Origin of the sequence: Xenorhabdus sp. KK7.4, assembly GCF_963876465.1 — a bacterium.
Lineage (GTDB): Bacteria > Pseudomonadota > Gammaproteobacteria > Enterobacterales > Enterobacteriaceae > Xenorhabdus > Xenorhabdus stockiae.
Genome location: NZ_CAWNQF010000100.1, coordinates 61,906 through 87,497, shown reverse-complemented (window position 1 = coordinate 87,497; position 25,592 = coordinate 61,906). Strand labels below are relative to the sequence as shown.

Below are 25,592 nucleotides of genomic sequence, written 5' to 3'. Positions count from 1 at the left end.
TGCGCTATGTAATTACTATGAGTACCATTAGGGCAACTATTATTATCACATTTTGGTGCATGTTGATGTCATTACCCGCTTTTATTATCACGATCGATACTGAAGGTGATGATCTATGGCAAAATCGAGATCATATCTCAACGAAAAATACTCATTACCTACCCAGATTTCAGAACTTATGTGAGCGTTTTGAGTTTAAACCTGTTTGGTTAACTAATTACGAAATGGCAATGGATGATAGCTATATCGAATTTGCTAAAGATGTCATTACCAGAAATACAGGAGAGATCGGTATGCATCTGCATGCCTGGAACAATCCTCCGATTATATCCCTGACTGATGATGATATGCATTATAAGCCGTACCTGATTGAGTATCCGAAAGATCAGATCAAGGCAAAAATCAAATTGATGACAAATCTGCTTGAAGAAAAACTTCAGACTAAAATGGTGAGTCATCGTGCGGGTCGCTGGGCATTTAACGAATATTATGCACAATTGTTGGTTGAATATGGCTATCAGATAGATTGCTCTGTTACACCTAAAGTTAACTGGAGTTTTACTAAAGGTGCTCCTAATGGAAATGGTGGAACAGATTATAGCCACTTTCCGTCTCATGCTTATTTTATGAATTTGCAGGATATTTCCAAAGAAGGAGACTCTGCTTTGTTACAGGTACCAATGAGTATCCAGTATAAGCATTCTCCGTTTATGACTTTTATTAAGCAAAAATATGACTCTCTCAGAGGGAAGCAACGTTCTCCATCGGTTAACTGGCTGCGCCCAAAAGGTGGTAACCTGGAACAAATGAAAACTGTTGTCCAGCAAACATTGGCATCTGGTAGTGATTATGTTGAATTTATGTTGCACTCATCGGAGTTTATGCCCGGCGGTAGTCCGACATTTAAGGATGAAAAACAGATAGAACAACTTTATCAGGATTTAGAGGGGTTATTTGAGTTTTTGAAGCCGTTGGTTCAGGGAATGACATTGGGGGAGTATTATCGGCTGAAATTTTCAAAAAAGTAAAATAAGGAATTTAACTTTCAATGATGTATGAGGTTAATTTATTCCTTGTGTTTTTATTATAAAAATCTATTTTAATAGAGATTTTAATTATGTCAGATTATTTTAATAAATATATTTCATGTTTTTTTATGGAAATTAAAAAATCAAATAAAGAAAAATTTGTTCCAATTGTATTAATATTTATATTTAGTTGTTTGGTAAATTATTCCTTAGGGTATTCCTTTAGACTTTTTTATTCAATTTTGTTATCTTTTCTTCTTGTGATATTCAATGAATTTAAATTAATTTATAAGCTTGCGATTATCTTTCTAATTTCATTATCGGCTGTTTATTTTCCCGTTGGGTTGATTTATGGCCCTCCATCTTTGAATTCAATAATATCATTGTATTATACAAATGAAAATGAAAGCTTTGAATTTATTAGTGCTATTCCTATTTATTATTTTATATCTAGTTTGTTTGTTATGTTTTTTGGGTGGCTATGTTTTAATTTATCATTAAAGATAGAAAATAAAAGAGTTTTTTTATTTTTTTGTTTTTTTGTTTTTTTTAGTATATTCTTTAATCCGATTAAAACTTTTATTATAGAAAAAAGGCTTGATTTATTATCAATACGCTTCACTCCCATAAGATTTTTTTGTGAAATATATTCATCTAATGTTGAAGTAAAAAAGCAATATGAAGAACAAAATAGATTACTAAGTTTGGCTGATGATTGGCAGCCATCAATACAGGAAAATAAATATAATACCTATATTGTTGTTATTGGTGAGAGTGCTAGGAAAGACATGATGAATAGTTATGGTTTTTCTTTAGGAAATACACCTTTTATGAGCCATGCTAACGGAGTATTATTCAAGAATTATATTTCTGCTGCATCTTCAACTGTTCAATCATTAACAAACTCTTTTTCATTAAGAGAACATGGTGAGTTAAAAGTTAATAATAATATAGTATCGTTAGCGAATAAAAGTGGATACTATACTTATTGGTTATCAAACCAAGGTATGTTAGGTGAGCATGATTCAGGTGTAAGTGCGATTGGTCAGAAAGCAGACTCTTATTTTTTCTCTAATAAAGGAGAATATGGTTATGTAAAATTATCAGATGATTCATTATTACCTAAAATTGTCGATGCATTAAATGACAATAAAAATAGAAAGATAATTTTTGTTCACTTAATGGGATCTCATACTAATTTTTGTGAAAGAACAAATGGAAAATATGATAATTTTTATTTGAATAAAGATATATCATGCTATATCCAGAGTATTAAAAATACAGATAAACTGTTATCAAAGATTGTTGATGAAGCTAATAAAGCCAAGAAAAAATGGTCAATGATGTATTTTTCTGATCATGGAGTATCTTTTTATAATGGAAAATTAAAAGATCAAAAATTGACACATGGCGATAAATATAAGCAAAATTATCAAGTTCCTTTTTTTATTACGTCTTATGATAGTAAGAGTCGAATTTATATTGACGCACTGAGAAGTGGTTTTGATTTCCTATCTATTTATTCTGAATGGATAGGTATACATGAGTCTAGGATTAAAAGCGATTGTAAATATATATCTAATGATATTTGTAATAATGAAGTGAAAGTCTTTGAGTTTAATTATAAAGTAATAGATTATAATTCATTATCAGATAATAAATTAGGTGATTAAAATATATCTCTGCCTGAGAATTTTACATTATATTTCTCAGGCAATATTAAATAAAGCCATCAGTTTTTCAGAGTTATCCTTCTAAAAGTTGGAAGGTAAATAATTAAAAAATATAATGATGAAAAAAACCATTAATAAAGGTGATTAACGATATTCATTTACAGTAAAAATTCATGGGATTATTGTCAAATGGATACCATACTAGTATTAATTGTGCTTATTAGAAAAATTTATTAGTATAATTAATTAAAAAATAAGTGCATTAGATATTCTTATTATTGAGAATGCAGAGCTCATGCATATAGCGATTGCCCCAAAAGTACCGATAATCAGTCTATTTGTCACAGCTTTTCCATATGTAACAGGAGAGTATCAAACCCGATAACTTCATAAGGTTGTACTTGGTATCGATGATACACTAAATTTCCATATTATAGATTCTATATCTTCTAAAATAATTATGTTTTAAATTGATAATGTTTTTTATTTGTAGTTATGGAAAACAGGAGATATACTTATTATTAGAGGAGGTGATATTTAATCAGTCTATATGGCTTTATTGGTGTTCGGGGTATCGTACCTAGGTGCGGTAGATTATTTTCTTTGAATAATAAATGAGTTGTTAATTATGTCTTTGTCAAAGTGGATTAAAAGAATATCCAATATATATAAATTTTATTTTGTTTCTGATGAAAATTATAGAAGGGATCTTTTTAGGAAAAAATTTAAAAAAGATATGAACTTAGATAACCCACAAACGTTTAATGAGAAAATAAATTATAGGATTCTAAAAGATAAGAATCCTTTATATACTAAGCTAGCAGATAAACTTCAAGTGAGAGAGTATGTCAAAAAAACTATAGGAGAAGAATATCTGATAAAATTGTTGGGATGTTACAAAAATACTAACGATATAAAATATAAATCTCTTCCAGATAGATTTGTTTTAAAATGTAATCATGACGCAGGAAGTGTTATAATTTGCAAAGAAAAAAAATCATTCAATTATAAAAAAGCTAATAAAAAATTAAATTTTCACCTGAAGAATGATATGTATAAAAGGACTAGAGAGTGGCATTATAAAAATATTCAACCCCAAATAATATGTGAGGAATATTTGGATATTTTTGGAAATAGTGACGATGCTTTTCTCCCTGAAGACTATAAATTGCACTGCTTTGGTGGAAAAGTAGAGTTTTTTGAAGTTCAATTTAACAGATTTGGTAAAGAAAGATTCATAAATATATATGATAGAGATTGGAAGTTGCAGCCATTTACTATGGGATATAAAAATGCAAGTTTTAGTTTAGATAAACCTAGTAAGTTAAGTGAGTTAATATACTTAGCTGAAATGTTATCTCGTGAATTAGATTATTGTAGGGTTGACTTTTATATTGTAAATGATGTTATTTATTTTGGAGAAATAACATTTACTCCCTGCAATGGGCTAGATGTGATTACTCCCGAAATATGGGATTATAAATTAGGTCAAAAATGGAATCTGATATTAAAAAATGATTAGCTTGAAAAAGAAGGGTAATATAATTATATGCTGGTTTTTATATTCAATGTAAATAATATTAATATGAACATTTTAATATCATGATAGTAATTATTTTGTTTTTTATGGTGCTTATTTTCTTGGATAAAATTAGTGGGTTAAAAATACTATGAAAGTTATTCATCTTATTAATTTACAGGGATTTGGTGGTGTTGAAAAGCGCTTTGTGAAATATATTAGAAATAGTCATAATGAAAATATAATATATTGCTTAAGCAATACGATTGACGAAAATGTTGCTTCTACATTATCTGGAATATATCTTAATATGGTAAATAGAGTATTTAATTCCTATAATTTAAAATGGCCAGCATTTATCAGAAAATATATTTTAACTTTTAATATTAATAGGCTAAATGCAGATTGTGTTATTGTTTGGGACTTAGTTCCTAAATTGCTTATAAAACCAAAATGTAGACAGTTTATTTATTATGATTGTGGTTGTGGGTGGCGTTATGCTTTGAATAATAAGACATTTGATTTTTTAAATATGGTAGATGCTGTTATTTCAAATAGCCATGCATCAGCTAGAGTAATGCAATTAAGGTATTCTTTTAGAAAAAAGATAGTTACTGTACTGAACCGACTAGATATGCAACCGGTGCTTATTCCTAAGCAATCTATCAATGAAAAAAATATTACTTTAGGGACCGCATCTCGCTTAGTAGGCTTGAAAGGAATAAGTGTTTCTATTTTAGTGTTGCATGAACTTAAAAGAAGAGGAATAATTGCAAAATTGCTGATCGCAGGCAGTGGTGACTGCGATCAGCAATTGAGAGAGTTAGCATTTAATTTAAGCGTTGATGATCAAATTGATTTTCTTGGGTATCAATCAGATATGAAAGCGTTTTATGAAAAGATTGATTTATATATGAGTACGCCTGCAACTGAAGCATTTGGTCTATCATGCATTGAAGCATTAAGTAATTCTGTACCAGTGATTTTCCCGTTAGTAGATGGTCAACCAGAAGCTGTTAAAGACGGATATTGTGGTATAGGTCTAAAACCCACCATTTCGATCGAAGAACATAAAAAACTCACTGGTATTGATATAAATTTTCCTCATCAAGTATATGATCCCATTAATGATCAATTAACAGAACCTAAATTGCTTTCACATATTGATTGTGCTGATGCAATTGAACGTTTACTCAAAGATCCATCGTTATATGAATCAATGAGCAGAAACGCTATCGAGTGGTCTAAAGAAAGTATGAATTATGAAAAGTTCTTACATGAATTCGAAGATGCTTTAAGTTCGCTTGCGAAACCAGCTTTACCTCGAAAGTAGCACATCCTGCAAGAACAGCATGACCTCTGATGGTTTAATACTCTTCATCGTATTATCTTTTGACTTCAGAGAATGCTGTTCTTTCCCATAACCGCCTATTAAACCCGGGTCTGTTGGGCCGAACAGTGTAATATTCGGTCGATCAAGTGCTGCGGTAAGGTGACTCAATCCGGTATCAACAGAAACAACAGCTTTCGCACCGGCAATAATTCGTGCAACTTCTGCTAATGTTAGTTTTGGCAATACTTCAACATGGTAAAAACCTTCTGCCAGCCGTAATGCTCGCTGGTGTTCATGCTCTGCTCCCCAGGGAAGTTTGATTTTCATACCAGTAGGCTGAATTTCTGCAATAAGCTGCCTCCAGTGGTCTTCCGGCCAGTGTTTCTCATCACGAGTAGTCGCTTGCAGGAATACAAGATAACTATTTTTACCTTCAGTTTGCTGATTCAGAAAGTGGCGGGCAATAGCGTAATCGCCAGAATCTACCGGTTTTTGATAAACCAGACTATCTGCAAACAACTCACGGATGCGCTCTACGGCATGTTGCTGCTTGCTCACAGAGTGACGCTGATCGTAGAAAAAACAGGCAAGTGGTTCACGAACGCTTTTTCTGTCATAGCCATGTTTTATGCCATACGCCAATCGTGTCACGAAAAAAGCACTTTTTAACAGGCCCTGAGCATCAATAATTGCGTCATATTTTTGTTGCTGTAACTGTTCCCTGAAACGTACCCGTTCTTCACGGATATCTTTCCGGAACCAGTTTTTTCTCCAACGCCGAATAGCAACCGGAATAACAGTTTCAACTGCACTGTGCCATGTGGGAATTTGGGCAAAACCTTCTTCAACGACCCAGTCAAATTTAATATTCGGTATGTGTTTTTTGGCATCTGTTAATGCGGGCAAGGTATGTAACACATCACCCATTGAAGAGGTTTTTACCAGTAAAACACGCATTAACGCTGGTTCTCCGCCTGTAAGAGTTTTTCCAGTGAGGTCAAAACCAGCGCTGGCTGAATATCAATAAGGCTCTGATGGTAGCCACCATCACTGTCACCTTTCCTGATCTTGTGATAGCCGGTAATCAGGCGGATCACTTCAGCTTTATCTGACAGAGGGGGAGTGAAATCAGGGCTGCTTGGACCATATAGTGCCACCAGCGGACGGTTCAGGGCTGCCGCGACATGCATTAAACCTGAATCATTGGTAACAATAGCATCACAGGCTGCGATAATGTTCACCGCTTGTTCAAGGGAAGTCTTGCCTGCAAGGTTGAGGCACTGTTTGCGGGCGTCTTCACTCAAAAGTGAGCGGATATCTTCACCGGCTTCATTGTCTTTAGCCGAGCCAAACAGCAGTATCTGATAGCCCTTTTGGGTGATCAGCTGTTCGGCAAGTGCGGCGTAATGATAATGGGGCCAGCGTTTCGCCGGGCCAAATTCTGCACCGGGACAAAAACCGATAACTGGGCGATGATCGTCGATATTAAACGCGGCGGTTGATTCTGCAATATCTTGCTCACTGACTGCCAATTGAGGCCATAACAGAGGGTGAGAAAGATCTTCCGCACTGTGTACAGTTTTCCCGTCATATGCAAGAGCGACATAGCGCTGAACCATAAGCGGAAAAGCACTTTTATTCAGAGTGCGGATATCATTCAGCAAACCGTAGCGCATTTCACCACGCCAGCCTGTACGAAGAGGGATATTGGCGAAGAAAGGCACCAAAGCAGATTTAAACGAATTAGGGAGGATGTAAGCACGATCATATTTACGTTCACGCAGTGCTACCCCAAGACGGCGGCGCTCACCGAGGCCAAGTGCTCCATGCCCCAGAGGCATTGCCAGAGCCTGATTAACCTCCGGCATTTTTGCCAGTAATGGACGACACCATTCCGGCGCCATCACATCAATTTCTGCATTTGGGTACAAAGCCTTCAAGGTACGGTAGAGGCTTTGTGACATCATCATATCACCCACCCATGATGGGCCGATCACCAATATCTTCATAAAGGTCGATTAATTATCCTGATTAAGCCATTGCATATATTCGGTAACACCTTCAGCAACGGTTTTGAATGACTTGTCATAACCCGCAGCACGAAGTTTTGTCAGATCAGCCTGAGTGAAGCTCTGATAACGGCCCTTTAATTTTTCCGGAAATTCAATGTATTCCACGGCTGGAGACTTTTCTTTATGGAACTCGGTAACAGCGTCAGCAACAGCCTGGAAAGATTCGGCACGTCCAGTTCCACAGTTAAAAATGCCAGAAACGCTGTTCTTCCAGAACCACAGGTTCACCGTCGCAACATCACCAACATAAATAAAATCCCGGCGGAAATGCTCGCTGCCTGCAAATAATTTCGGATTCTGGCCTTGATTAATCTGTGTATTTAAATGGAAGGCGACACTGGCCATGCTGCCTTTATGCCCTTCGCGCGGCCCGTAAACATTGAAATAACGGAAACCACAAATTTGAGAATCTGCATGTGGCAGAATATCACGGACATACTGATCAAACAGGAATTTTGAGTAGCCATACACATTAAGAGGTTTTTCGTACTGGCGCTCTTCAATAAAATTGTCACTGCGACCACCATAAGTGGCGGCAGAAGAGGCATACAGGAATGGGATCTGTCGTTCAAGGCAGTAATGCAGTACATCTTTAGAGTACTGATAATTATTGTCCATCATATATTTGCCATCCCACTCTGTTGTGGAAGAACAGGCACCTTCATGGAAAATAGCATCAATATCGCCTAGATCATCACCTGCAACGATGCTGGCAATGAAATCTTCTTTATCCATATAATCTGCGATATCCAGATCAACCAGATTGGCGAATTTTGTGCCATCTTTCAGATTATCAACAACCAGAATATCTCTGTAGCCTTCGTCATTCAGTGCCTTGACAATATTGCTGCCAATAAACCCTGCGCCGCCAGTGACAATAATCATTTGGCCCACCTCTAAATAGTCAGTTCGCTTTACTTTGGTGCGTATCATATCACTTAACCCTACTGACGACAGCTGCTGATATAGGGGAATATCCTGAAATCCTGTAACATCTCAGGTTTCAGGCCGTGATCCGCTTTACAAACTTGATATTATCTCTTTCCTCTCTGTCGTCACTGGCGATATCTATAAGTAGAATACATTGTGCATTATTACTTCATTTATTCAGGTAAGCAGGAGAGAAAGATGTCAGCTTCGTTTTATCAGAAAATTAATGAGCAGTTGGAACAAACCCGCGCGGAAGGGTTGTTCAAAAGTGAACGTATTATTACCTCTGCACAAGATGCAGATATTGCCGTTGCCGATGGTAACAATGTCATTAATTTCTGTGCCAATAACTACTTAGGGTTGGCGAATCACCCTGACCTGATCGCGGCTGCAAAAGCAGGAATGGACAGCCATGGTTTTGGCATGGCATCCGTCCGTTTCATTTGTGGTACGCAGGATTCCCACAAAGAATTAGAAAATAAAATCGCTGAATTTTTAGGCTTTGAAGATGCCATTCTGTACTCTTCATGTTTTGATGCAAACGGCGGTCTGTTCGAAACATTATTCGGGCCAGAAGACGCGATTATCTCAGATGCACTGAACCATGCTTCCATCATTGATGGTATCCGTTTGTGCAAAGCAAAACGTTATCGTTATGCCAATAATAATATGCAGGAACTCAGGGCACAGCTGGAGAAAGCAAAAGCCGAAGGTGCCCAGAATATCCTGATTGCAACTGACGGTGTGTTCTCAATGGATGGTGTTATTGCCGATCTGAAATCTATCTGTGATTTGGCAGATGAATTTGGCGCACTGGTCATGGTTGATGATTCTCACGCAGTCGGGTTCGTTGGTAAGCATGGCCGTGGTACTCATGAATACTGTGATGTCATGGGGCGTGTTGACATCATCACAGGTACACTCGGTAAAGCCTTGGGTGGCGCATCTGGTGGTTATACCGCCGCCCGTAAAGAGGTTGTGGAGTGGTTGCGTCAGCGTTCACGCCCTTATTTGTTCTCCAATTCCCTTGCTCCTTCCATTGTTGCCGCATCTATCAAAGTTCTGGATATGCTGAAAGACGGAGACGAACTACGCGAGCGCCTTTGGAGAAACGCCAACTTATTCCGTGAAAAAATGACAGCGGCTGGTTTTACTCTGGCTGGAGCTGATCATGCCATCATTCCTGTCATGTTAGGGGATGCAAAACTGGCGCAGGAATTTGCTGCCGAGCTGTTGAAAGAAGGGATCTATGTGATTGGCTTCTTCTACCCGGTCGTGCCGAAAGGCCAGGCTCGCATCCGTACTCAGATCTCAGCCGCCCATACCAAAGAACAAATTGAACATGTAGTGGATGCATTTACACGTATCGGTAAGCAATTGAATATTATTGCATAAGGTATCACTATGAAAGCGTTGTCAAAATTAAAGCCAGAAGAAGGGATTTGGATGACGGAAGTGCCCACACCGGAATTGGGCCACAATGATGTGATGATTAAAATCCGTAAAACCGCGATCTGCGGGACGGATGTGCATATTTATAATTGGGATGAGTGGTCCCAGAAAACTATTCCGGTGCCAATGGTTGTTGGGCACGAATATGTGGGGGAAGTGGTCGCAATTGGTCAGGAAGTCAAAGGCTTCAGGATTGGCGACCGCGTATCAGGAGAAGGCCATATTACTTGTGGTTATTGCCGTAACTGCCGTGGCGGGCGTACTCATTTGTGCCGCAATACAACGGGAGTTGGGGTAAACCGTCCCGGTTCATTTGCGGAATATCTGGTTATTCCGGCATTTAATGCTTTCAAAATTCCCGACAATATCTCTGACGAACTGGCTGCAATTTTTGATCCCTTTGGCAACGCTGTTCATACTGCTCTTTCCTTTGATTTAGTGGGAGAAGATGTACTGGTATCAGGTGCTGGGCCTATTGGCATCATGGCCGCGGCTGTGTGCAAGCATGTTGGCGCTCGTCATGTTGTTATCACGGATGTGAATGAGTATCGTCTTGAACTGGCTAGACAAATGGGTGTCACTCGAGCCGTGAATGTCAGTAAGGAAAATCTGACGGATGTTATGTCAGAACTGGGTATGACAGAAGGATTTGATATCGGCTTGGAAATGTCAGGAGCACCACCGGCTTTCCGTACCTTGCTAAATGCTATGAACCATGGTGGGCGTATCGCTTTATTGGGGATCCCACCTTCTGATATGGCGATTGACTGGAATCAGGTTATTTTCAAGGGGCTGTTTATTAAAGGTATCTACGGACGGGAAATGTTCGAAACATGGTACAAAATGGCGGCATTGATTCAGTCTGGTCTGGATCTGACTCCAATTATCACTCACCAGTTCTCAATAGATGATTACCAGAAAGGCTTTGATATCATGCGTTCAGGGCAATCTGGCAAAGTTATTCTGCATTGGGATTAGCGGATAGCATCATATACAGCTTAGTAAAATAGTTGTTAAGAGCCAGAACAGGTGCTGACTGTTTTATGAGCACCTGTTTTATTTTGTGTGGTCTTCTCTTTTATTCCTGCTTTATCTTGCACAGACTTATCCTTCATAGCCTCTTCCTGTTGTGACTTTATTTGATCAATACTATGTAACTTTTCAAAGTGCTGTTGCAGGATATGAATGATTGCACTGGGAACTAATGTTTCTCCAACCATTTTGAGATATTGCACTCTGGACTCTGATGTTATTCCGGATTTAGTTTTGAATCTCTGGGAATTAATACATTCTTGTTCAGTCTGTTTATCTGGCCTAGCGTGGTTGAGCAATTTGCTGGGAGCTACCAGCTCAATATCATCTGGTAATGTTGCTAACCCTTGCCGTAATGCACGAATCGTTGTTGGGTACGGGTGACCAATTGCGATAGCGGATCCTTGTTTACGAGCCAGAGCAATAGCGCGATTGAGTTGATGCAGAGTTTCTGCTTCTGTCTGAACATTATCCAGAAAGACATTTCGGCGGAGTATCTGTACAGGTGTTCCTATCGATGCTTTAGAAACCTGAGTACTCCCAATGGTTACACTATCCAGAAAATAGAGATGATATTGAGATAGGGCACCCATGACTTTTTTCATACCGCTAAGATTAGAAGTCATTGCGCTGCCCATATGGTTATTCATACCAGTCGCATAGGGCACTTTCTGTATGGCATCGTAAATAATGGCTTCAATTTCCTCTTTATTCATCGAAGGGTGCAGGGTATTTTTTTCCAACGGTTGTTTGCTAAGAGGTGACATTGGCAGGTGAATTAAAATTTCCCGCCCTTGTTTGTGGGCTTTTTGTGCCATTTCCCTGCCATGTGGTGAGTCAGGCAATACTGCGATTGATATTGCAGATGGCATTTGTAATATTTTGTTTTCATTGTGAAGGCGGTAGCCAAAATCATCAATGACAATAGCCAAACGCGCAGCATGAGCATTCAGAGTAAATGAAAACACAAAAAGCGGTAATACTTTCCAGCACCGAATAAGCCGAAAGCGCAGCATTCCAAATAATAGAGTGAATGAATGGAGGCACTGTATTAATAGATGCTGCACGATGGTTTCCCTCTGTTATTTTCCTAACCACGGTAACGGATTAACAGCACGTCCCTGACGGCGAATTTCAAAGTACAATGAAGGCTGCTGCTGCCCACCACTACTTCCTACCAGAGCAATTGGCTGACCAGCACGGACTTGTTGACCAACGCTGACCAGAGCACTCTGGTTGTACCCGTAAATACTCATATCTCCCTTGCCGTGTTCAACCACGACAACCAGACCATAGCCCTGTAGCCAGTCGGCCAGTAATACTCGTCCGTCTGAAATTGCTTTGACTTCCGTTCCTTCCGCTGCGGAAATAACAATACCTTTCCAGCGTAATTCTCCCTGTATTGTTTCCCCGAAACTGTGAATAACCCGACCACGAACAGGCCAGATCGCCTGCCCAGCAGGACGACCAAGTCCACCCGTTCGAGCCATCAATGCACGTTCATCTTCCGTTGGTTTATAGCTGGAGCCTTTTTGTTGGGCTTGTTTTTGCTTAGCCGCAACTTGTGCACGAACACGTGCAGCTTCACGCGCCTCACGTTCCGCGCGAGCCTTAGCTTCCCGTTCTGCTTTTGCAATTTTATTGCGTAGGCGAGTTTCGTTTTGCCGAAGTTCAGCCAGACTCTGTTGATCTTTCTTCAATGCGGATTCGAGAGTTGTCAGCGTATTTTGCCGAGCTGTGCGGGCAACTTCCATTTTTTGTTTTTGTTGTTTTTGGCTGCTTAGTAGCGTTTGTTGCTCGTTTTGTTTGCCCTGTTGCAGTTTTTTTTGCTGATTCAGTTTATCTGTTGTTTCTTGTAGCTGAGCGATAGTCTCTTGGCGCGCCTGATTCAGATAACTGTAATAAGCCAGTATACGTTCTTTGCGCTGAGCTTCTTGGCCATTGAGCAGTAATTCTAACCCTTGATGATTTCCTTGCCGGAATGCTGCATCCAACTGGCTGGCAAGCCGTTTGCGCTGTTCTTTTTGTTGTATTTGCAGGCGCTGAATATTTTTCGTCAGGGAGGTGATTTCATTCCCCAGTTTATTCAGGTGAAGCTGCGTGCTATGCAGTGAACGACCCACTTCTGAAATGGTACTCTCTTGCTCCTTGAGCTGGCTGAGGAGTTCTGTGCGTTGTTTTTGCTGTTGTTTGACACTTTTCTCTTTTTCAGCAATATCCTGCTGAATATCTTTGAGCTGGTTTTTATTTTCTGAAATTTGATTGGCAAAGGTTCCTGAACAGAAAAACGCAAACAGCAGGGCACAGAACAGTAAAGCGCTGCTACTAAATTGCCACTGTTTTTGCTTCTTCCGAAAGTTAAAACTTTTGAAACCCTGATTATCAGCCATTTGATTCAGTACCTTTCCCCGCTCTACACTAACTATTTACAGTACTTGTCTATTATATGTCTGTTGTGCCCGATTATTTCATGTGAAATTGACTCTGACCAGAGAATGGACAGTTTTTTTGTCTTCCCGAATCATAATCTAAATTTTAGTGAATTTAGCTCATTTATTATCGAAAATCCTGTATCTGACCAGTTTGGCATGAAATATTTTAGCGGAATATGGCAATCAAGTATTTCATGAGGATTTTTTATTTTTTCTCGAAACTCTCCGCAAAAACTGCATTAGGTTGATGCTAACTGGCTGTAATTGACACAACACACAGGTATACTCTGTTACCTTAAGATTTTTGTTATTAACTAATGGGAGTTGTTGCCCTCCATGCTGCAAGAAATCATGCAATTTATTAGCCGGAACACGATCCTGAGCCTCGTCTGGATTGCCCTGTTAGTGGCTGTTATCGTCCTGACACTAAAAAGTGTGTTCTCCAAGAGTAAAGATATCACTCGCGCACAGGTCATCCATTTCATCAATAAAGAAGATGGTATCGTCGTGGATTTACGCTCCCGTGACGATTTCCGCAGAGGGCATATCATTGGTTCTGTTAACCTGACTCCATCTGAGATTAAAGATAACAATCTGGGTGAGTTGGAAAAACATAAAAAGCAGCCTGTTATCGTTGTTTCTGCGAATGGTCTGGAATCGAAAACACCGGCAGAAAATCTGGTGAAAGCTGGCTTTGAACAAGTTTATACCCTGAAAGAGGGAATTGCCGGGTGGACAGGTGAAAACTTACCATTAGCCCGTGGCAAAAAGTAACGAATGTTAATGTAGGCAGTATACTTACATAGTCAATATTTAATAAGGACATACAAAAGGTAAAAATTATTATGTCAGAACAAAACAACACAGAAATGGCTTTCCAGATCCAACGCGTATACACGAAAGACATTTCTTTCGAAGCCCCTAAAGCACCTCAGATCTTCCAAGAAGAATGGCAGCCAGAAGTTAAGCTGGATCTGGATACTGCTTCTAGTGAATTGGTTCAGGGAGTTTATGAAGTTGTTCTGCGTGTCACTGTTACGGCGACATTGGGTGAAGAAACTGCGTTCTTGTGTGAAGTTCAACAGGCTGGTATTTTCTCTGTTGATGGCATCGAAGGAACTCAACTGGCGCACTGCTTGGGTGCATATTGCCCGAACATTTTGTTCCCGTATGCCCGTGAATGCATCACCAGTCTGGTAGGTCGTGGTACTTTCCCACAATTGAACTTGGCACCAGTTAACTTTGATGCTCTGTTCATGAATTACTTGCAGCAGCAGTCTGACTCCCAGTCTGATGAGGCAACACAGGAAGCCTAATGAATACTGCTTCTATGACAGTTATCGGTGCCGGCTCATACGGCACCGCTTTAGCCATTACACTGGCCCGTAACGGGCATAATGTTGTGCTCTGGGGGCATAATCCTGAGCATGTCCGAGCTTTACAACAAGCCAGATGTAATCAGGCATTTTTACCGGATGTTTCTTTCCCTGATAGTTTACAGCTTGAAGCTGAGCTGAGGTGTGCTATTTCAGCCAGCCGAAATATCCTGATCGTGGTTCCCAGCCATGTCTTCGGCGATGTTTTACAGCAGATAAAGCCTCACCTACAACCAGATTCCCGCATTGTTTGGGCCACTAAAGGCCTTGAAGCAGAAACTGGTCGTTTATTACAGGATGTGGCACGTGAGATATTAGGCAATGAAATCCCGTTAGCGGTGGTGTCCGGCCCAACATTTGCGAAAGAACTGGCGGCAGGTTTACCGACAGCAATTGCGGTATCTGCGACAACACCTGAATTTGGTGAAGAACTCCAGCAGCTTTTGCATTGTGGTAAAAGCTTCCGAGTATACAAAAATCCTGATTTTATCGGAGTACAGCTTGGTGGTGCAGTCAAAAACGTGATTGCTATTGGTGCCGGGATCTCCGATGGTATGGGTTTCGGCGCCAATGCCCGTACTGCACTGATAACTCGTGGTCTGGCTGAAATGAGCCGACTTGGTGTTGCTCTGGGGGCGGATCCTTCCACATTTATGGGCATGGCAGGGTTGGGCGACTTAGTACTGACTTGTACGGATAACCAATCCCGTAACCGTCGTTTCGGTATGATGCTGGGGCAGGGAGTTAACGTTGACACTGCACAGAGTGAAATAGGGCAGGTTGTCGAAGGTTATCGTAATACCAAAGAGGTTAGGGCACTAGCCAGACGAGTTGGTGTTGAAATGCCTATTACAGAGCAAATCTACCAGATACTATATCGTAACAAAAATGTACTCGAAGCAGCTCAGGCATTATTGGGAAGAGCGACAAGGGATGAAGGAGAAGATTCCCACGGTTAAGTTACCCAAAATATCCATACATAATATACCCTATGGATTTTAAGCTGTATCGCGGCGGCAGGGGAATGAGTGAGCCCAGCCAACAAAGAGGCAACTTGAAAGACGACGGGTATAAAAACAATCACATGAGAATGATTGATATGTCTCGAGAAGAACTAAGAGAAGTTTGGGAAAATATAAAACATGAGGCGAGAGAGCTAGCCGATTGTGAGCCTATGTTAGCCAGCTTTTTCCACGCAACATTACTTAAACATGAAAACCTTGGCAGTGCTTTAAGCTACATGCTGGCAAACAAGCTGGCGACACCAATTATGCCTGCAATTGCGGTCAGAGAGGTAGTTGAAGATGCTTATGGCTGTGAGCCAGAGATGATCGAATCGGCAGCCTATGATATCAAAGCCGTCAGGTTGCGTGACCCCGCCGTAGATAAATACTCCACACCTCTGCTTTACCTGAAAGGTTTTCATGCGCTACAGGGGTATCGCATTGCACACTGGCTATGGAAGCAAGACCGTAAAGCGTTGGCCGTTTACATGCAAAACCAGATTTCCGTTTCTTTTGGTGTGGATATTCATCCGGCTGCAAGAATTGGCTGCGGCATTATGCTTGACCACGCAACAGGCATTGTTATCGGTGAAACCGCGATTGTTGAAAATGATGTTTCTATCCTGCAATCGGTGACGCTTGGCGGGACTGGGAAAGCATGCGGAGATCGACACCCGAAAGTGCGTGAAGGTGTGATGATTGGTGCTGGTGCTAAGATACTCGGTAATATCGAAATTGGTCGTGGTGCGAAAATTGGTGCAGGTTCAGTAGTGTTAAGACCTGTTCCACCACATACAACGGTGGCAGGTGTTCCAGCGAGGATTGTTGGTAAACCGGAAAGTGAGAAACCATCTCTGGATATGGACCAGCATTTTAATGGAATGAGTAATGGTTTTGAGAACGGGGATGGGATTTAAAATCTCTTTGTTTTTGATAGATCAGAATTAATAACACTCAGTGCTGTCAGGCGCTGAGTGCTTATACCCAATGGATTTCTAGTTGCATCGCGGTGGCAAGGGAACTCCCCCGGGAGCATAGATAACTATGTGACGTGAGTGAGTGCAGCCAACAAAGAGGCAGTTTGAAAGACGACGGGTATATGTATTAATCCCTCAATAAAGCACCCTGATAACCAAGTTGCCGCCATGCTTCAAACACTACCACCGCCACAGTATTAGAAAGATTCATACTGCGACTATCCGGTAGCATTGGAATTCTTATCTTCTGTTCGGGCGGCATGTTATCCAGCACATAAGGTGGCAGGCCGCGAGTTTCCGGACCGAACATCAGATAATCACCATCACGATAACTCACATTACTGTGTGTCGGGGTGCCTTTTGTTGTTAAAGCAAACAGGCGAGCACCGGTGGGGGATTGTGAGTTTGCTGAACTTAATCCCTCACTTTCCAGAAATGCTTGGTAATCGTGATGTTGCTTGATATTGGCGAATTCGTGATAATCCAGCCCTGCACGGCGCAGGCGTTTATCATCCCATGTGAAACCTAAAGGCTGGATTAAATGGAGCTGACAGCCAGTGTTGGCACACAGTCGAATGATATTGCCTGTATTAGGCGGGATTTCTGGTTCGAATAGGACGATGTTTAGCATGGGTTAGTAAATTGTTAAAGATATAATGGTAATTTTCTACAGTATCTATTTCTGGGATGCGTATTTAATCTGTTTATAATCAACATTTTTCTGAAAAATTAAATGGTGACAGTTGAAGTAAAAAAACATTTTATCAGAAGTTGATTATGCTTAACGGATCATGAACCTAATAGCTAGATGGCTGTGAAATATAGTCGTCACGCTCAATCACTTTATCGTACATCTCTTCGGATTTGGAATAACTTATCAGTCTCTTAATTCAGACTCTTTATCTGGATACGAAGAGTGAAATTGGTATTTCTCGATACATTGGGTTAATTTCTTTCCAGGGAAAGTGAGGTGTTTTTCCCCAGGAAGACTATTGTAAACGGCATAATCATCTGTACGGTAGAGCTAGATACTAAAAGGAGACAGAATCAGGCAGTTTTTCAACGTCTTCCTGCTGTGATCACTAAATACATTCGCCATTATCCGCTTCATATTTGGCTCCCAGACACACTAGAGCCTGCGTGGGTGTAATGCTGACTTTCAGAACGAAAGCAATATCCTTGATGCTGGAGTTATTTATTACCATATCAACAATCCACTATTTTATTATAGGATTGTAGGCTTGATAGGTATAATTCAGTTGAAAAATTTTACGACAAGCATAACAGTGATAACGAGGGTGTGTTCGTTACTGTCTTTTCTATGCCTCCTTTCTAACGTCTTTTTTTTTGTGATAGCAACGACAAACCATATCAACTGTAGCCATTATTCACCAATAACAAAAAAGAAGAGTATATCTCAATATCTAATTTTATTGGAAGTGTAGCCCAATTGTCATTGGCCACAATAGGAAGAACACCTCATAAAATTTATTTATATTATAGATAGGTCTTTTCATACATATGAGTGATAATGTCCCATTTGTATTTTCTTAATGCGATTTCTTTCATTATTTCAGAACAATTATTCATAGATTCATTAGTTACTGAGCTTAATTTTTCAATGAGTTCTTGAGAAGTAGAAAAATAGAAAGCGTTATTTTCAGTACTGTAGCGATTAAAATTACAATCAAAAGCAAATATTGGCTTTTCGAAATGCATAGCTTCAACCAATGAGGGATTTGTACCGCCAGCAGAATGTCCATGGATATAACCTTTACAATTTGATCTTAATTTATAAAGAGTGTTTATATCATATATTGGATCTATTATTTGAATGTTATTATATTTATCAAATTTTTTCTTTAAATTTCTCCCATATTCACTACTATCCCAATTACCTATGAATTTTAAAGGAGATTTTATTTCTGTAAATGCACTAAGTATTAATTCAATATTATTTTCCGGCTCAATTCTACATAAGGACAAAAAATAATTATCATTTTCATCATTTTTTGATGAAGAAATATTATTATTTTTTACTATTGCGTGATCACCACCATAGGCTATAACTTTACTATTTTTTCCGTAAGTTTTTTCTACATGCTCAGCAATAACTTGATTATCTGATATTATAACATCAGAATATTTAACTGCTAAGTATTCTGAAAATTTTAAAAACTTTCTAGCGATGAAACCCCATTTTTTTCTTTTCCATTCTAACCCATCAATGTTGGTAATGACTTTTGATGATGAAAATAATTTATATATTGGTAAAAATACACACCCAGACACCCCTAAGATTAGAGTAACATCAGGCTTGATTTTTAAACATTTTATCAAAGAGATGATGTCATATGGTATGCTTTCTATGCCATTAGCATTTAATGAAGAATATATCATTTTTGCTTTGTTATAATATTCTATTTTTTGTTTATAGTGCTTTTCTGAGCAAAAAACCTCATAAGCTATATTTGAAGAGGAATAAAATGTTAAATTTTCGACTAATGACTCAAATCCTCCATAACAAGCAGGTAAGCCTACAGTACCTATTATTGCTACTTTTTTCATTAAAAATACCTATAAAAATTAATTAGTGGCTATTGATATTTTATATTCATAAATCAAACAGTCCACATTAGTAGTCAGACGATAGTGGTAAATGCCAGTACCAACATACAGGCATAATTTTTCTCTAATTTATCGTATCTAGTTGTTATAACGCTAAAATGTTTTTTTGGCAAAAGTATTCTCCACTAAATATTGGTAACGATATAACTCTTTGCTTATATGCTTTTCTAATTTTCGTTTTTTCGGGTAAGGAATGGCAGGAATTAGCCTCTGAATGTTCGACTATATTTTTGAAGATTCTCTATTATATCCTTTTATCTGCAATCACAAGATCTGATGTCGGAGAGTGAATTATCAGGTTTTTCGCATGTTTAATATTATGGATTTCGCCCTCTACTAGCTAAAAATGGACGGGTAAACTCTGACTATCTACGATTAAATGAATTTTAGTTCAACGTCTATCACGGTTTTAACTATCCCTTTCTCTTCATCTATTGCTGCCTTGGTATTGTATTTATTTGCTTGAACAATACTGTCATCAATAAAGAATCCTTTTTTATAAGTAAGTCTAGATAACTATTCGAATATCAGATATAAAAAGCCTTTTTTGAGTATGCATTAAAACATACAAAGATTGTATTCCATTGACCAAATTCCGACGGTAGATCATGTCATGGAATACAGGCTCTTCCGATAAAAAATTCTTTCAAGGGGAAGATGATGTCCAGCCTTATGATAAATAAATCTAGTGCGTTGTATTAATGCAAATATCTTATTCCAGACGAGGACTATTTAAGATAGTTTGTAGCATAATCGTGAGGCTTAGTTATTTTTGGTCATGACTCCAAAGGGTTGTAATGATGTTTTTCAATATATGTGCTAATGAATTTTTCGTGGATTCCCATTGAGCGTGAGTAACAAATAGTTTTTCTTGCCAACCACTTGATATGAATTCGCAGATTGAGATTATGCTGCTCTATACGTTGGGTAAAAATTTTGTCTACCAGATGCTTTTCCGGCATCACTTCTCTGGTATAACTTCCCCAGTTATCGGTCGTGATGAAACGAATATTAAAAGGTGCTAATAAGTTGAGCAATTTTCGATAGGTTGCATCCGTTCGGGGATCAAAGACATCGGAGATGGCTTGTTTCCTTTTTGTATCAAAAGCATATCAAATCCAATGGCATAGTTTTTTATTGCTTACAAAAGACCATTGCCCATCCAATTCACAGATAAGTGTGATATCGTCATAAGTGAGCTATTGCGATGTTACTTGTTTTGGCGAGCGTTTTTTAATGTCCGTATCACCGTATTGATACCGAGACCTAATACACGGCCTGTGTCTTTCACGCCAGAGCCATTCATTGCCATATCCATAATTTTTTCTTTCATACCCGGTTTATGGCCGTTATACCGAGAAAGGTTCTTTGGCTGTTTTTGCAATAGTAGCGGGGGAAACTAGCCTTACCTGTATGCAACCATGCAACAGGTAAGGCTTGGCCACAATATCGGCAAGTCACTTCTATCGTCACAGTCATGATGATACCCCATTAAAAAGTACAAGAATGCCAAATTAACGCTTTGAAGTCATAACCTTGTTTTTTAGTTAAATTGATTATACTAAATCATCATGCTGTTAAATTTATATTTACAACACGTCCATACACCTTAAATAGTTTTGTGAATTTTTAGAGCCATATTATAACCTTCTAAGGTTTGAATAGCTGTTTTTTGCCATGTGAAGTTTGATTCAATTCTTTTCTTTAATTCTGGGTTTATTTCACTTTCCATTACATTAATAATTCCTTCTTTTATAGATTTTATATCTCCAGGTTCGCAATATGTAGCTAAATCCTCAAAATAAAATCTAGTATCACCACGATCTGTTATTAATAAATTTGATTTCATAACTCCAGCTTCTAAAGAAGATAGTCCCGGAGTTTCCATCCATGAAATTAATGCATGGGATTTACAGACTTTATATAAAGATGCCAGCTCTTCTTGTGATACATGTTCTATGAAAATAACATTTTCACCAGCTTCTTTCTTACACTTTTCATAATAAGATAAACTATTTGGGCTAGGTTTTCCAACGATGACTAGTTTATATGGTAATCCTTTTATTGCTTTAATTAAATCTAATTGACATTTTCTTATTTCAATTCTTGCTGCACTTAACAGACAGCCTTGAAGATCAGCATATTTTGACGAATCTATATCTTCATAGTTAAAAGTGGTTATATCTACAGCATTGACAACAGAAACTCCAGGTTTGTTTTTATGATCCATATCTGTTCTAACACGGCATAGCTCTGTAGGGCTATTAGGTAATATAACATCGATTAAATTTACTATTTCCTTTTGGGAGGTTAAATGGCCTTTTAATAAATAGGGTAAAGTACCTTTGTGGTAGTTAAAATTTTTTACTATTCTTGCTGACGTTTTAAAGTATTCCACATAGTTTTCTGGAAAGATGTTAGATATCCATTTTTGTATTCCTACTCTAGCTTTTTTATCGCATTCATAATAACTTCCCCATATGGTGGAAAGTACTGTCGGTTTATTATATTTAACAGCTTGCTGAACATAATATAGAATGTCTTGTGGATTTCTTAAATTAAAAAAATGGAATAAATCGTAGTTTTCAAAATTAATATTACCTCCTGAAAATATATCTACAGACACACCAATTTCTTCTAAGTGCTGTCTAGTTTTCAATAGTTGGATAGTATCCCCGCCAGGGCCGGAAAATACTGTTGGTCTTGTGATAAATAAAACTTTCATATTAATGTTCTAACTTTTTGGTGATGGTTTATAAAATTCAGTTATAGGAAAAATCGGTTGTGGCATTAATTTTTTAATTCATGTGTGGCGTGGCTATTTAGCTAAAATTAAAATAGCCAAAACTGATGTTATCTATCTCCTATCTTACTTTTTAAAAATAATTTTTGCTCTAGCCATCAATATCACCTCTATCGACTTTGTTGGCCTACTGAGCAATAGAAATTTACTTATACCACATACCACTATGGTATAAATAAGTAGCAATAAATGATTTCGAATGTCGTATAACTACATTATCATAAACATTGGGAGGTGTGCGGAATCACATCATTTCTAAAAAATATCTAAAAATTCTTTCAGACAAAAATGAGATTAATTTTGTATCGGTTCGGAAAAAAATAGATTTTATTAGAAAGTATTGCTTTATTATTTATCGGATAAAAAAGTGGTGGTTTTTTTATCTCATTCATGGATGAATTGAAAATTTTAACTATTTTATTTTTAATAAGTATTAAATAGGATGATGACCGTTAGGATAGAAATTGCTTGCTGATACTGCAGTTAAGTAGAACCGATACGTAAATATAGGACGGGTAAAGTGGTTTTTCCGTGCTATGTAATGCGCATAGGCACAGGTTTCCATGCTAAATAGTTTGTCATAATGATGAGACTCTTATATTTCTCATTTCTTTCCAAGTCGTTAACGACGCCCTTTTCAAAAAAATTTTCACATTACGAATAAGCTGCCACATAAATTGGCAACAATGATTGCGTGTCACCGTTTCATGGAGTGATTGCCATAACCGTTCTATTTTGTTTAACCAAGGCGAGTAGACCGGAAGAAACAGCAACGTCACGGTGGGATTATTCAGCAGCCATTCTCTGACCTTCTTACTTTTATGGATACCGTAGTTATCTAAAATCACGCTCAACGTTTCTGCATCACGATAGGTTCGTTTTAATACTTCTAACATATTGATAAATAAATCCGAGTTTTTTCTTGTGTCACCCGTAGACACGATCTTTCCTGTTTGGGCATCAAGACAACCGGTAAAATAATATTTTTGATTTTGACCGGGTGTCACAATCCGTTTTTGTTGGCCTTTAAAGTACCCGTCAGCACCAATTTTAGGATTAAAATCAATATCAACTTCATCTTCATCTTCATAAACAACAGGATGTTTTTCGCCAGCCTGAGAGAGCGCTTCAGTAATACGCGCCATTTTTTCGTCATATTCGGGATCAGCGTGTTTTAATGTGGGGGCCGCTCGTCGCCAGACAATGCCTTGTTTGCAGAAGTAACGGTAAAGTGTGCTGATGGAAAGCGCAATATGCATATATTTTCTGAGTAAAAACACAAAAAACGACAGACTCCAGCGGGAACCGATGTAGCCAACTTGCTGGGGGGAGTGCTCTAAAAAATAATAGAGAAGAGGCAGATAACGTGCTAAATGCCACTGAATATGACGCCCGGCAGGTAAGCTCTGTAAGCCCGCCCATTCTTGTTCTCTAAACTTTTTCAGCCAACGCCAAACGGAAGATTCAGCGCAACACAGTATCCCTGCCACTTGGGGGACAGAATGTGTTTTACCCAGTAGAAGTATCCCCGTGATCCGCCGTGCATAATTTTTATCAGATTTTTTTTTGAACGATTTTTTTCATCTGCCGACGTTCATTGCGTGAAGTGGGTGGTATGATAAGCATGACTCGATCCTTTTTTCTGTGATTTTGCGTTTTGGGAACAAAAATTTCGCAAATTTAGGATCGAGTTTCTTTGATACTCCTACCATTTTGACAAGCTATTTAGGTGTCATTGTTAGAAACTCAATGAGTTTAGTGCGTGTCATCTTCTTCTTATGATAAAGCGCATTTCCATTTTTATCCTGACCGTGTGTAAGTGAAAAGAATGCTTATCGGAGTCGTTCATGATGATGTCCTCTTCTAAAAGAAAAACACATTGTTAATTTACTGACACAGAATGGGGTGGTTTTCGCCTAATTAACTTAAGGTCAGGATACTTAGAATCATGTCATGTGCATTTGCGAATTGGATGAACAAGGCTCTTTCGTCGATAACAAAAAAACAACGCCATTGGCTCTGGTATTCTTTTTATACAAAAGATACGTTCTCACCTATAAATTTGACCCCGAAACTTGCTGAAAGCGCTTTGATTTATTGGCATCTTTTAATATTCGTTTTATGACGACCGATAACTGGGGAAGTTATGCCCGAGAAATTGAAGCCGAAAAACATTTGGCGATCAACATTTTTACCCAGTGTATAGGGCGACATGGCCTGACGCTTTGTATTTTTATCAAACGATTATCTAGAAAAATTATTTGTTACTTACGCTCAATAGAAATTCATGAAAAACTTATTAGCATCTATATCTATACCAATCTAACTTGAAGATGCAGGTTTTAAAATCTGAAAATTATCAGTCAGTCGAGCCGTCAGTCCTTTCGCTTTTTCTGGCACAGTGACATGAAAAAAGTGACGAAGGGTTTCACGGAACGTCTTCGCATCCGGAAAATAGATATTATTACGCACTTGCTCATTCATATACTTCCACAATCGCTCTATCGGATTGAGGTTTGGGCTGTAAGGTGGTAGGTAATGCAATTCAATATTAAGTACATAGGTAATCTCTTTCACTAACTCTGCGCGGGGGGACCCCGCCTCATCCAGAATAATATGGAGTTTTTGCGAAAGGGGATAAATTTCCCGGAGCGCGCCGAAGAAATACGCGATATTTTCGGCATTGATGCGCGGATATTCACGGATAACGGTGTCTCCAATCCGTTGTAAATTCAGAGTGCCCAGAATATTGAGGCGGGTACGACTACCGGTGGTTTCGACCATTTTTACCTGATTTTTTCCGGCTTTCATCCAACCATAACTGAGCTTGGTGGACTGTGAAGGATGCACCGCATCAATAAATAGGATCGGTTCATTCTGCCCCGCTTCCTCTTTCAGCACCTTGTAGTCATCAATAAATTGTTGCTGTTTATGCACATCGAATTTATGCGGAACACCCTGGGATTTTTTGTAGCTGAAACCTTGGCGGTGAAGCCATTTTGTCATTCCGCCCACGCTGAAAGAAACCTGCCAACGTGCATGGACATAGGCCACAATCTGGGTCGTGGTATGCATCAAATTAGCGGTCAGATAATCAATCAGGTCGATAGTTTTTTCGGCAGAAAGATGGCTTTCAGAGCCGCCATTGTCTGGGGTGAGCTTTTCCTGTGCGATAAAATCTTTTAGGTGACGGCTGACTGTACTTTCATGAATACGCGAAGCCTGCGCAATCATCTGAGCAGTCCAACCTTCTGAGGCCAAAAGCACCTCCTTAATGCGATCATGCATCAATTCAAGGGCGTGTTTTTGTTCTGGTGTCAGATGAATTTTCAT

At 38.7% G+C, this 25,592-nt stretch carries 20 protein-coding genes and 4 pseudogenes; 11 read left to right on the top strand and 13 right to left on the bottom strand.

Annotated features, from left to right (window positions below; all coding sequences use genetic code 11):
* Window positions 1–65 precede the first annotated feature (65 nt).
* The 4 genes from AACS90_RS17630 to AACS90_RS17615 all read left to right on the top strand — a co-directional run bounded on the left by AACS90_RS17630 (window position 66) and on the right by AACS90_RS17615 (window position 5,553).
* Window positions 66–1,028 (top strand): polysaccharide deacetylase family protein, encoded by a 963-nt coding sequence (locus AACS90_RS17630; RefSeq protein ID WP_099120933.1) that lies wholly within the window; start codon window positions 66–68, stop codon window positions 1,026–1,028.
* A gap of 128 nt (window positions 1,029–1,156) precedes the next feature.
* Window positions 1,157–2,701, top strand: a complete 1,545-nt coding sequence (locus AACS90_RS17625; RefSeq protein WP_339373630.1) for a phosphoethanolamine transferase — start codon at window positions 1,157–1,159, stop codon at window positions 2,699–2,701.
* 628 nt (window positions 2,702–3,329) lie between these two features.
* Window positions 3,330–4,223, top strand: coding sequence for an ATP-grasp fold amidoligase family protein (locus AACS90_RS17620; protein ID WP_099120931.1), 894 nt, complete (start codon window positions 3,330–3,332; stop codon window positions 4,221–4,223).
* A gap of 148 nt (window positions 4,224–4,371) precedes the next feature.
* Window positions 4,372–5,553 (top strand): glycosyltransferase family 4 protein, encoded by a 1,182-nt coding sequence (locus AACS90_RS17615; protein WP_099120929.1) that lies wholly within the window; start codon window positions 4,372–4,374, stop codon window positions 5,551–5,553.
* Here AACS90_RS17615 and rfaC read toward each other — a convergent pair.
* From rfaC to rfaD, 3 genes are read right to left on the bottom strand one after another with little or no spacing between them, the layout of a single operon-like run.
* On the bottom strand, window positions 5,539–6,510 hold the full coding sequence (gene rfaC, locus AACS90_RS17610; protein ID WP_099120928.1) for a lipopolysaccharide heptosyltransferase RfaC: 972 nt from the start codon (window positions 6,508–6,510) through the stop codon (window positions 5,539–5,541). The genes AACS90_RS17615 and rfaC overlap by 15 nt on opposite strands.
* Complete coding sequence (gene rfaF / locus AACS90_RS17605; RefSeq protein ID WP_099120926.1) at window positions 6,510–7,562, bottom strand: ADP-heptose--LPS heptosyltransferase RfaF; 1,053 nt, start codon at window positions 7,560–7,562, stop codon at window positions 6,510–6,512. The genes rfaC and rfaF overlap by 1 nt, the downstream gene beginning before the upstream one ends.
* 9 nt (window positions 7,563–7,571) lie before the next feature.
* On the bottom strand, window positions 7,572–8,510 hold the full coding sequence (gene rfaD, locus AACS90_RS17600) for an ADP-glyceromanno-heptose 6-epimerase (protein ID WP_099120925.1): 939 nt from the start codon (window positions 8,508–8,510) through the stop codon (window positions 7,572–7,574).
* A gap of 243 nt (window positions 8,511–8,753) precedes the next feature.
* Between rfaD and kbl the strand changes: the two genes are divergently transcribed.
* Together kbl and tdh are read left to right on the top strand one after the other, a co-directional pair.
* Entirely contained in the window at window positions 8,754–9,950 is a 1,197-nt protein-coding gene (kbl, locus tag AACS90_RS17595; RefSeq protein ID WP_099120923.1) for a glycine C-acetyltransferase, read from the top strand.
* A gap of 9 nt (window positions 9,951–9,959) precedes the next feature.
* Window positions 9,960–10,985: an L-threonine 3-dehydrogenase gene (tdh, locus tag AACS90_RS17590; protein ID WP_099120922.1), complete on the top strand. Its 1,026-nt coding sequence runs from the start codon at window positions 9,960–9,962 to the stop codon at window positions 10,983–10,985.
* A 35-nt stretch (window positions 10,986–11,020) separates the two neighbouring features.
* Here the strand turns inward: tdh and AACS90_RS17585 are convergent, their stop codons facing one another.
* On the bottom strand, window positions 11,021–12,055 hold the full coding sequence (locus AACS90_RS17585) for a divergent polysaccharide deacetylase family protein (RefSeq protein ID WP_099121070.1): 1,035 nt from the start codon (window positions 12,053–12,055) through the stop codon (window positions 11,021–11,023).
* Window positions 12,056–12,121: 66 nt separating this feature from the next.
* Window positions 12,122–13,429 carry a murein hydrolase activator EnvC gene (gene envC / locus AACS90_RS17580; protein WP_099120920.1) on the bottom strand — a complete coding sequence of 436 codons (1,308 nt, stop codon included), beginning with the start codon at window positions 13,427–13,429 and terminating at the stop codon, window positions 12,122–12,124.
* Window positions 13,430–13,807: 378 nt separating this feature from the next.
* On the opposite strand from envC, the gene AACS90_RS17575 reads away from it, so the two are divergent.
* The 4 genes from AACS90_RS17575 (at window position 13,808) to cysE (ending at window position 16,768) form a co-directional block, all read left to right on the top strand.
* The gene (locus tag AACS90_RS17575) at window positions 13,808–14,245 is read left to right on the top strand and encodes a rhodanese-like domain-containing protein (RefSeq protein ID WP_099110004.1); all 438 of its coding nucleotides are present in this window, start codon (window positions 13,808–13,810) and stop codon (window positions 14,243–14,245) included.
* Window positions 14,246–14,316: 71 nt separating this feature from the next.
* Window positions 14,317–14,787, top strand: a complete 471-nt coding sequence (gene secB, locus AACS90_RS17570) for a protein-export chaperone SecB (protein WP_099120919.1) — start codon at window positions 14,317–14,319, stop codon at window positions 14,785–14,787.
* Entirely contained in the window at window positions 14,787–15,806 is a 1,020-nt protein-coding gene (gene gpsA, locus AACS90_RS17565) for an NAD(P)H-dependent glycerol-3-phosphate dehydrogenase (protein WP_099120917.1), read from the top strand. The genes secB and gpsA overlap by 1 nt, the downstream gene beginning before the upstream one ends.
* 140 nt (window positions 15,807–15,946) lie before the next feature.
* On the top strand, window positions 15,947–16,768 hold the full coding sequence (cysE, locus tag AACS90_RS17560; protein WP_099121068.1) for a serine O-acetyltransferase: 822 nt from the start codon (window positions 15,947–15,949) through the stop codon (window positions 16,766–16,768).
* A 187-nt stretch (window positions 16,769–16,955) separates the two neighbouring features.
* Here cysE and trmL read toward each other — a convergent pair whose 3' ends face one another.
* From trmL to AACS90_RS17525, 7 genes and pseudogenes are all read right to left on the bottom strand, one after another.
* Window positions 16,956–17,459: a tRNA (uridine(34)/cytosine(34)/5-carboxymethylaminomethyluridine(34)-2'-O)-methyltransferase TrmL gene (gene trmL, locus AACS90_RS17555; RefSeq protein ID WP_099120915.1), complete on the bottom strand. Its 504-nt coding sequence runs from the start codon at window positions 17,457–17,459 to the stop codon at window positions 16,956–16,958.
* 166 nt (window positions 17,460–17,625) lie between these two features.
* Window positions 17,626–18,213: pseudogene (locus AACS90_RS23360) on the bottom strand (IS1 family transposase).
* Window positions 18,214–18,325: 112 nt separating this feature from the next.
* Window positions 18,326–19,396, bottom strand: a complete 1,071-nt coding sequence (locus tag AACS90_RS17545) for a DUF1972 domain-containing protein (RefSeq protein ID WP_099120914.1) — start codon at window positions 19,394–19,396, stop codon at window positions 18,326–18,328.
* Window positions 19,397–19,470: 74 nt separating this feature from the next.
* Window positions 19,471–20,207: pseudogene (locus AACS90_RS17540) on the bottom strand (IS5 family transposase).
* Between the two features lie 25 nt (window positions 20,208–20,232).
* Window positions 20,233–20,935: pseudogene (locus AACS90_RS17535) on the bottom strand (IS1 family transposase).
* A gap of 130 nt (window positions 20,936–21,065) precedes the next feature.
* Window positions 21,066–22,181: a glycosyltransferase gene (locus AACS90_RS17530; RefSeq protein ID WP_099120909.1), complete on the bottom strand. Its 1,116-nt coding sequence runs from the start codon at window positions 22,179–22,181 to the stop codon at window positions 21,066–21,068.
* Between the two features lie 656 nt (window positions 22,182–22,837).
* A pseudogene (locus AACS90_RS17525) lies at window positions 22,838–23,885 on the bottom strand (IS630 family transposase).
* 471 nt (window positions 23,886–24,356) lie between these two features.
* On the opposite strand from AACS90_RS17525, the gene AACS90_RS23355 reads away from it, so the two are divergent.
* Window positions 24,357–24,590: an IS1 family transposase gene (locus tag AACS90_RS23355; RefSeq protein ID WP_371635192.1), complete on the top strand. Its 234-nt coding sequence runs from the start codon at window positions 24,357–24,359 to the stop codon at window positions 24,588–24,590.
* On the opposite strand, the gene AACS90_RS17520 is transcribed toward AACS90_RS23355, so the two are convergent.
* Complete coding sequence (locus AACS90_RS17520; protein WP_153043642.1) at window positions 24,582–25,592, bottom strand: IS630 family transposase; 1,011 nt, start codon at window positions 25,590–25,592, stop codon at window positions 24,582–24,584. The genes AACS90_RS23355 and AACS90_RS17520 overlap by 9 nt on opposite strands.

What these genes read in the sequence shown, in the direction of transcription:
- AACS90_RS17630 (WP_099120933.1), top strand. Translation starts at nt 66, where the DNA reads ATGTCATTACCCGCTTTTATTATCACGATCGATACTGAAGGTGATGAT.
- AACS90_RS17625 (WP_339373630.1), top strand. Translation starts at nt 1,157, where the DNA reads ATGGAAATTAAAAAATCAAATAAAGAAAAATTTGTTCCAATTGTATTA.
- AACS90_RS17620 (WP_099120931.1), top strand. Translation starts at nt 3,330, where the DNA reads ATGTCTTTGTCAAAGTGGATTAAAAGAATATCCAATATATATAAATTT.
- AACS90_RS17615 (WP_099120929.1), top strand. Translation starts at nt 4,372, where the DNA reads ATGAAAGTTATTCATCTTATTAATTTACAGGGATTTGGTGGTGTTGAA.
- rfaC (WP_099120928.1), bottom strand. Translation starts at nt 6,510, where the DNA reads ATGCGTGTTTTACTGGTAAAAACCTCTTCAATGGGTGATGTGTTACAT.
- rfaF (WP_099120926.1), bottom strand. Translation starts at nt 7,562, where the DNA reads ATGAAGATATTGGTGATCGGCCCATCATGGGTGGGTGATATGATGATG.
- rfaD (WP_099120925.1), bottom strand. Translation starts at nt 8,510, where the DNA reads ATGATTATTGTCACTGGCGGCGCAGGGTTTATTGGCAGCAATATTGTC.
- kbl (WP_099120923.1), top strand. Translation starts at nt 8,754, where the DNA reads ATGTCAGCTTCGTTTTATCAGAAAATTAATGAGCAGTTGGAACAAACC.
- tdh (WP_099120922.1), top strand. Translation starts at nt 9,960, where the DNA reads ATGAAAGCGTTGTCAAAATTAAAGCCAGAAGAAGGGATTTGGATGACG.
- AACS90_RS17585 (WP_099121070.1), bottom strand. Translation starts at nt 12,055, where the DNA reads ATGCTGCGCTTTCGGCTTATTCGGTGCTGGAAAGTATTACCGCTTTTT.
- envC (WP_099120920.1), bottom strand. Translation starts at nt 13,429, where the DNA reads ATGGCTGATAATCAGGGTTTCAAAAGTTTTAACTTTCGGAAGAAGCAA.
- AACS90_RS17575 (WP_099110004.1), top strand. Translation starts at nt 13,808, where the DNA reads ATGCTGCAAGAAATCATGCAATTTATTAGCCGGAACACGATCCTGAGC.
- secB (WP_099120919.1), top strand. Translation starts at nt 14,317, where the DNA reads ATGTCAGAACAAAACAACACAGAAATGGCTTTCCAGATCCAACGCGTA.
- gpsA (WP_099120917.1), top strand. Translation starts at nt 14,787, where the DNA reads ATGAATACTGCTTCTATGACAGTTATCGGTGCCGGCTCATACGGCACC.
- cysE (WP_099121068.1), top strand. Translation starts at nt 15,947, where the DNA reads ATGTCTCGAGAAGAACTAAGAGAAGTTTGGGAAAATATAAAACATGAG.
- trmL (WP_099120915.1), bottom strand. Translation starts at nt 17,459, where the DNA reads ATGCTAAACATCGTCCTATTCGAACCAGAAATCCCGCCTAATACAGGC.
- AACS90_RS17545 (WP_099120914.1), bottom strand. Translation starts at nt 19,396, where the DNA reads ATGAAAAAAGTAGCAATAATAGGTACTGTAGGCTTACCTGCTTGTTAT.
- AACS90_RS17530 (WP_099120909.1), bottom strand. Translation starts at nt 22,181, where the DNA reads ATGAAAGTTTTATTTATCACAAGACCAACAGTATTTTCCGGCCCTGGC.
- AACS90_RS17520 (WP_153043642.1), bottom strand. Translation starts at nt 25,592, where the DNA reads ATGAAAATTCATCTGACACCAGAACAAAAACACGCCCTTGAATTGATG.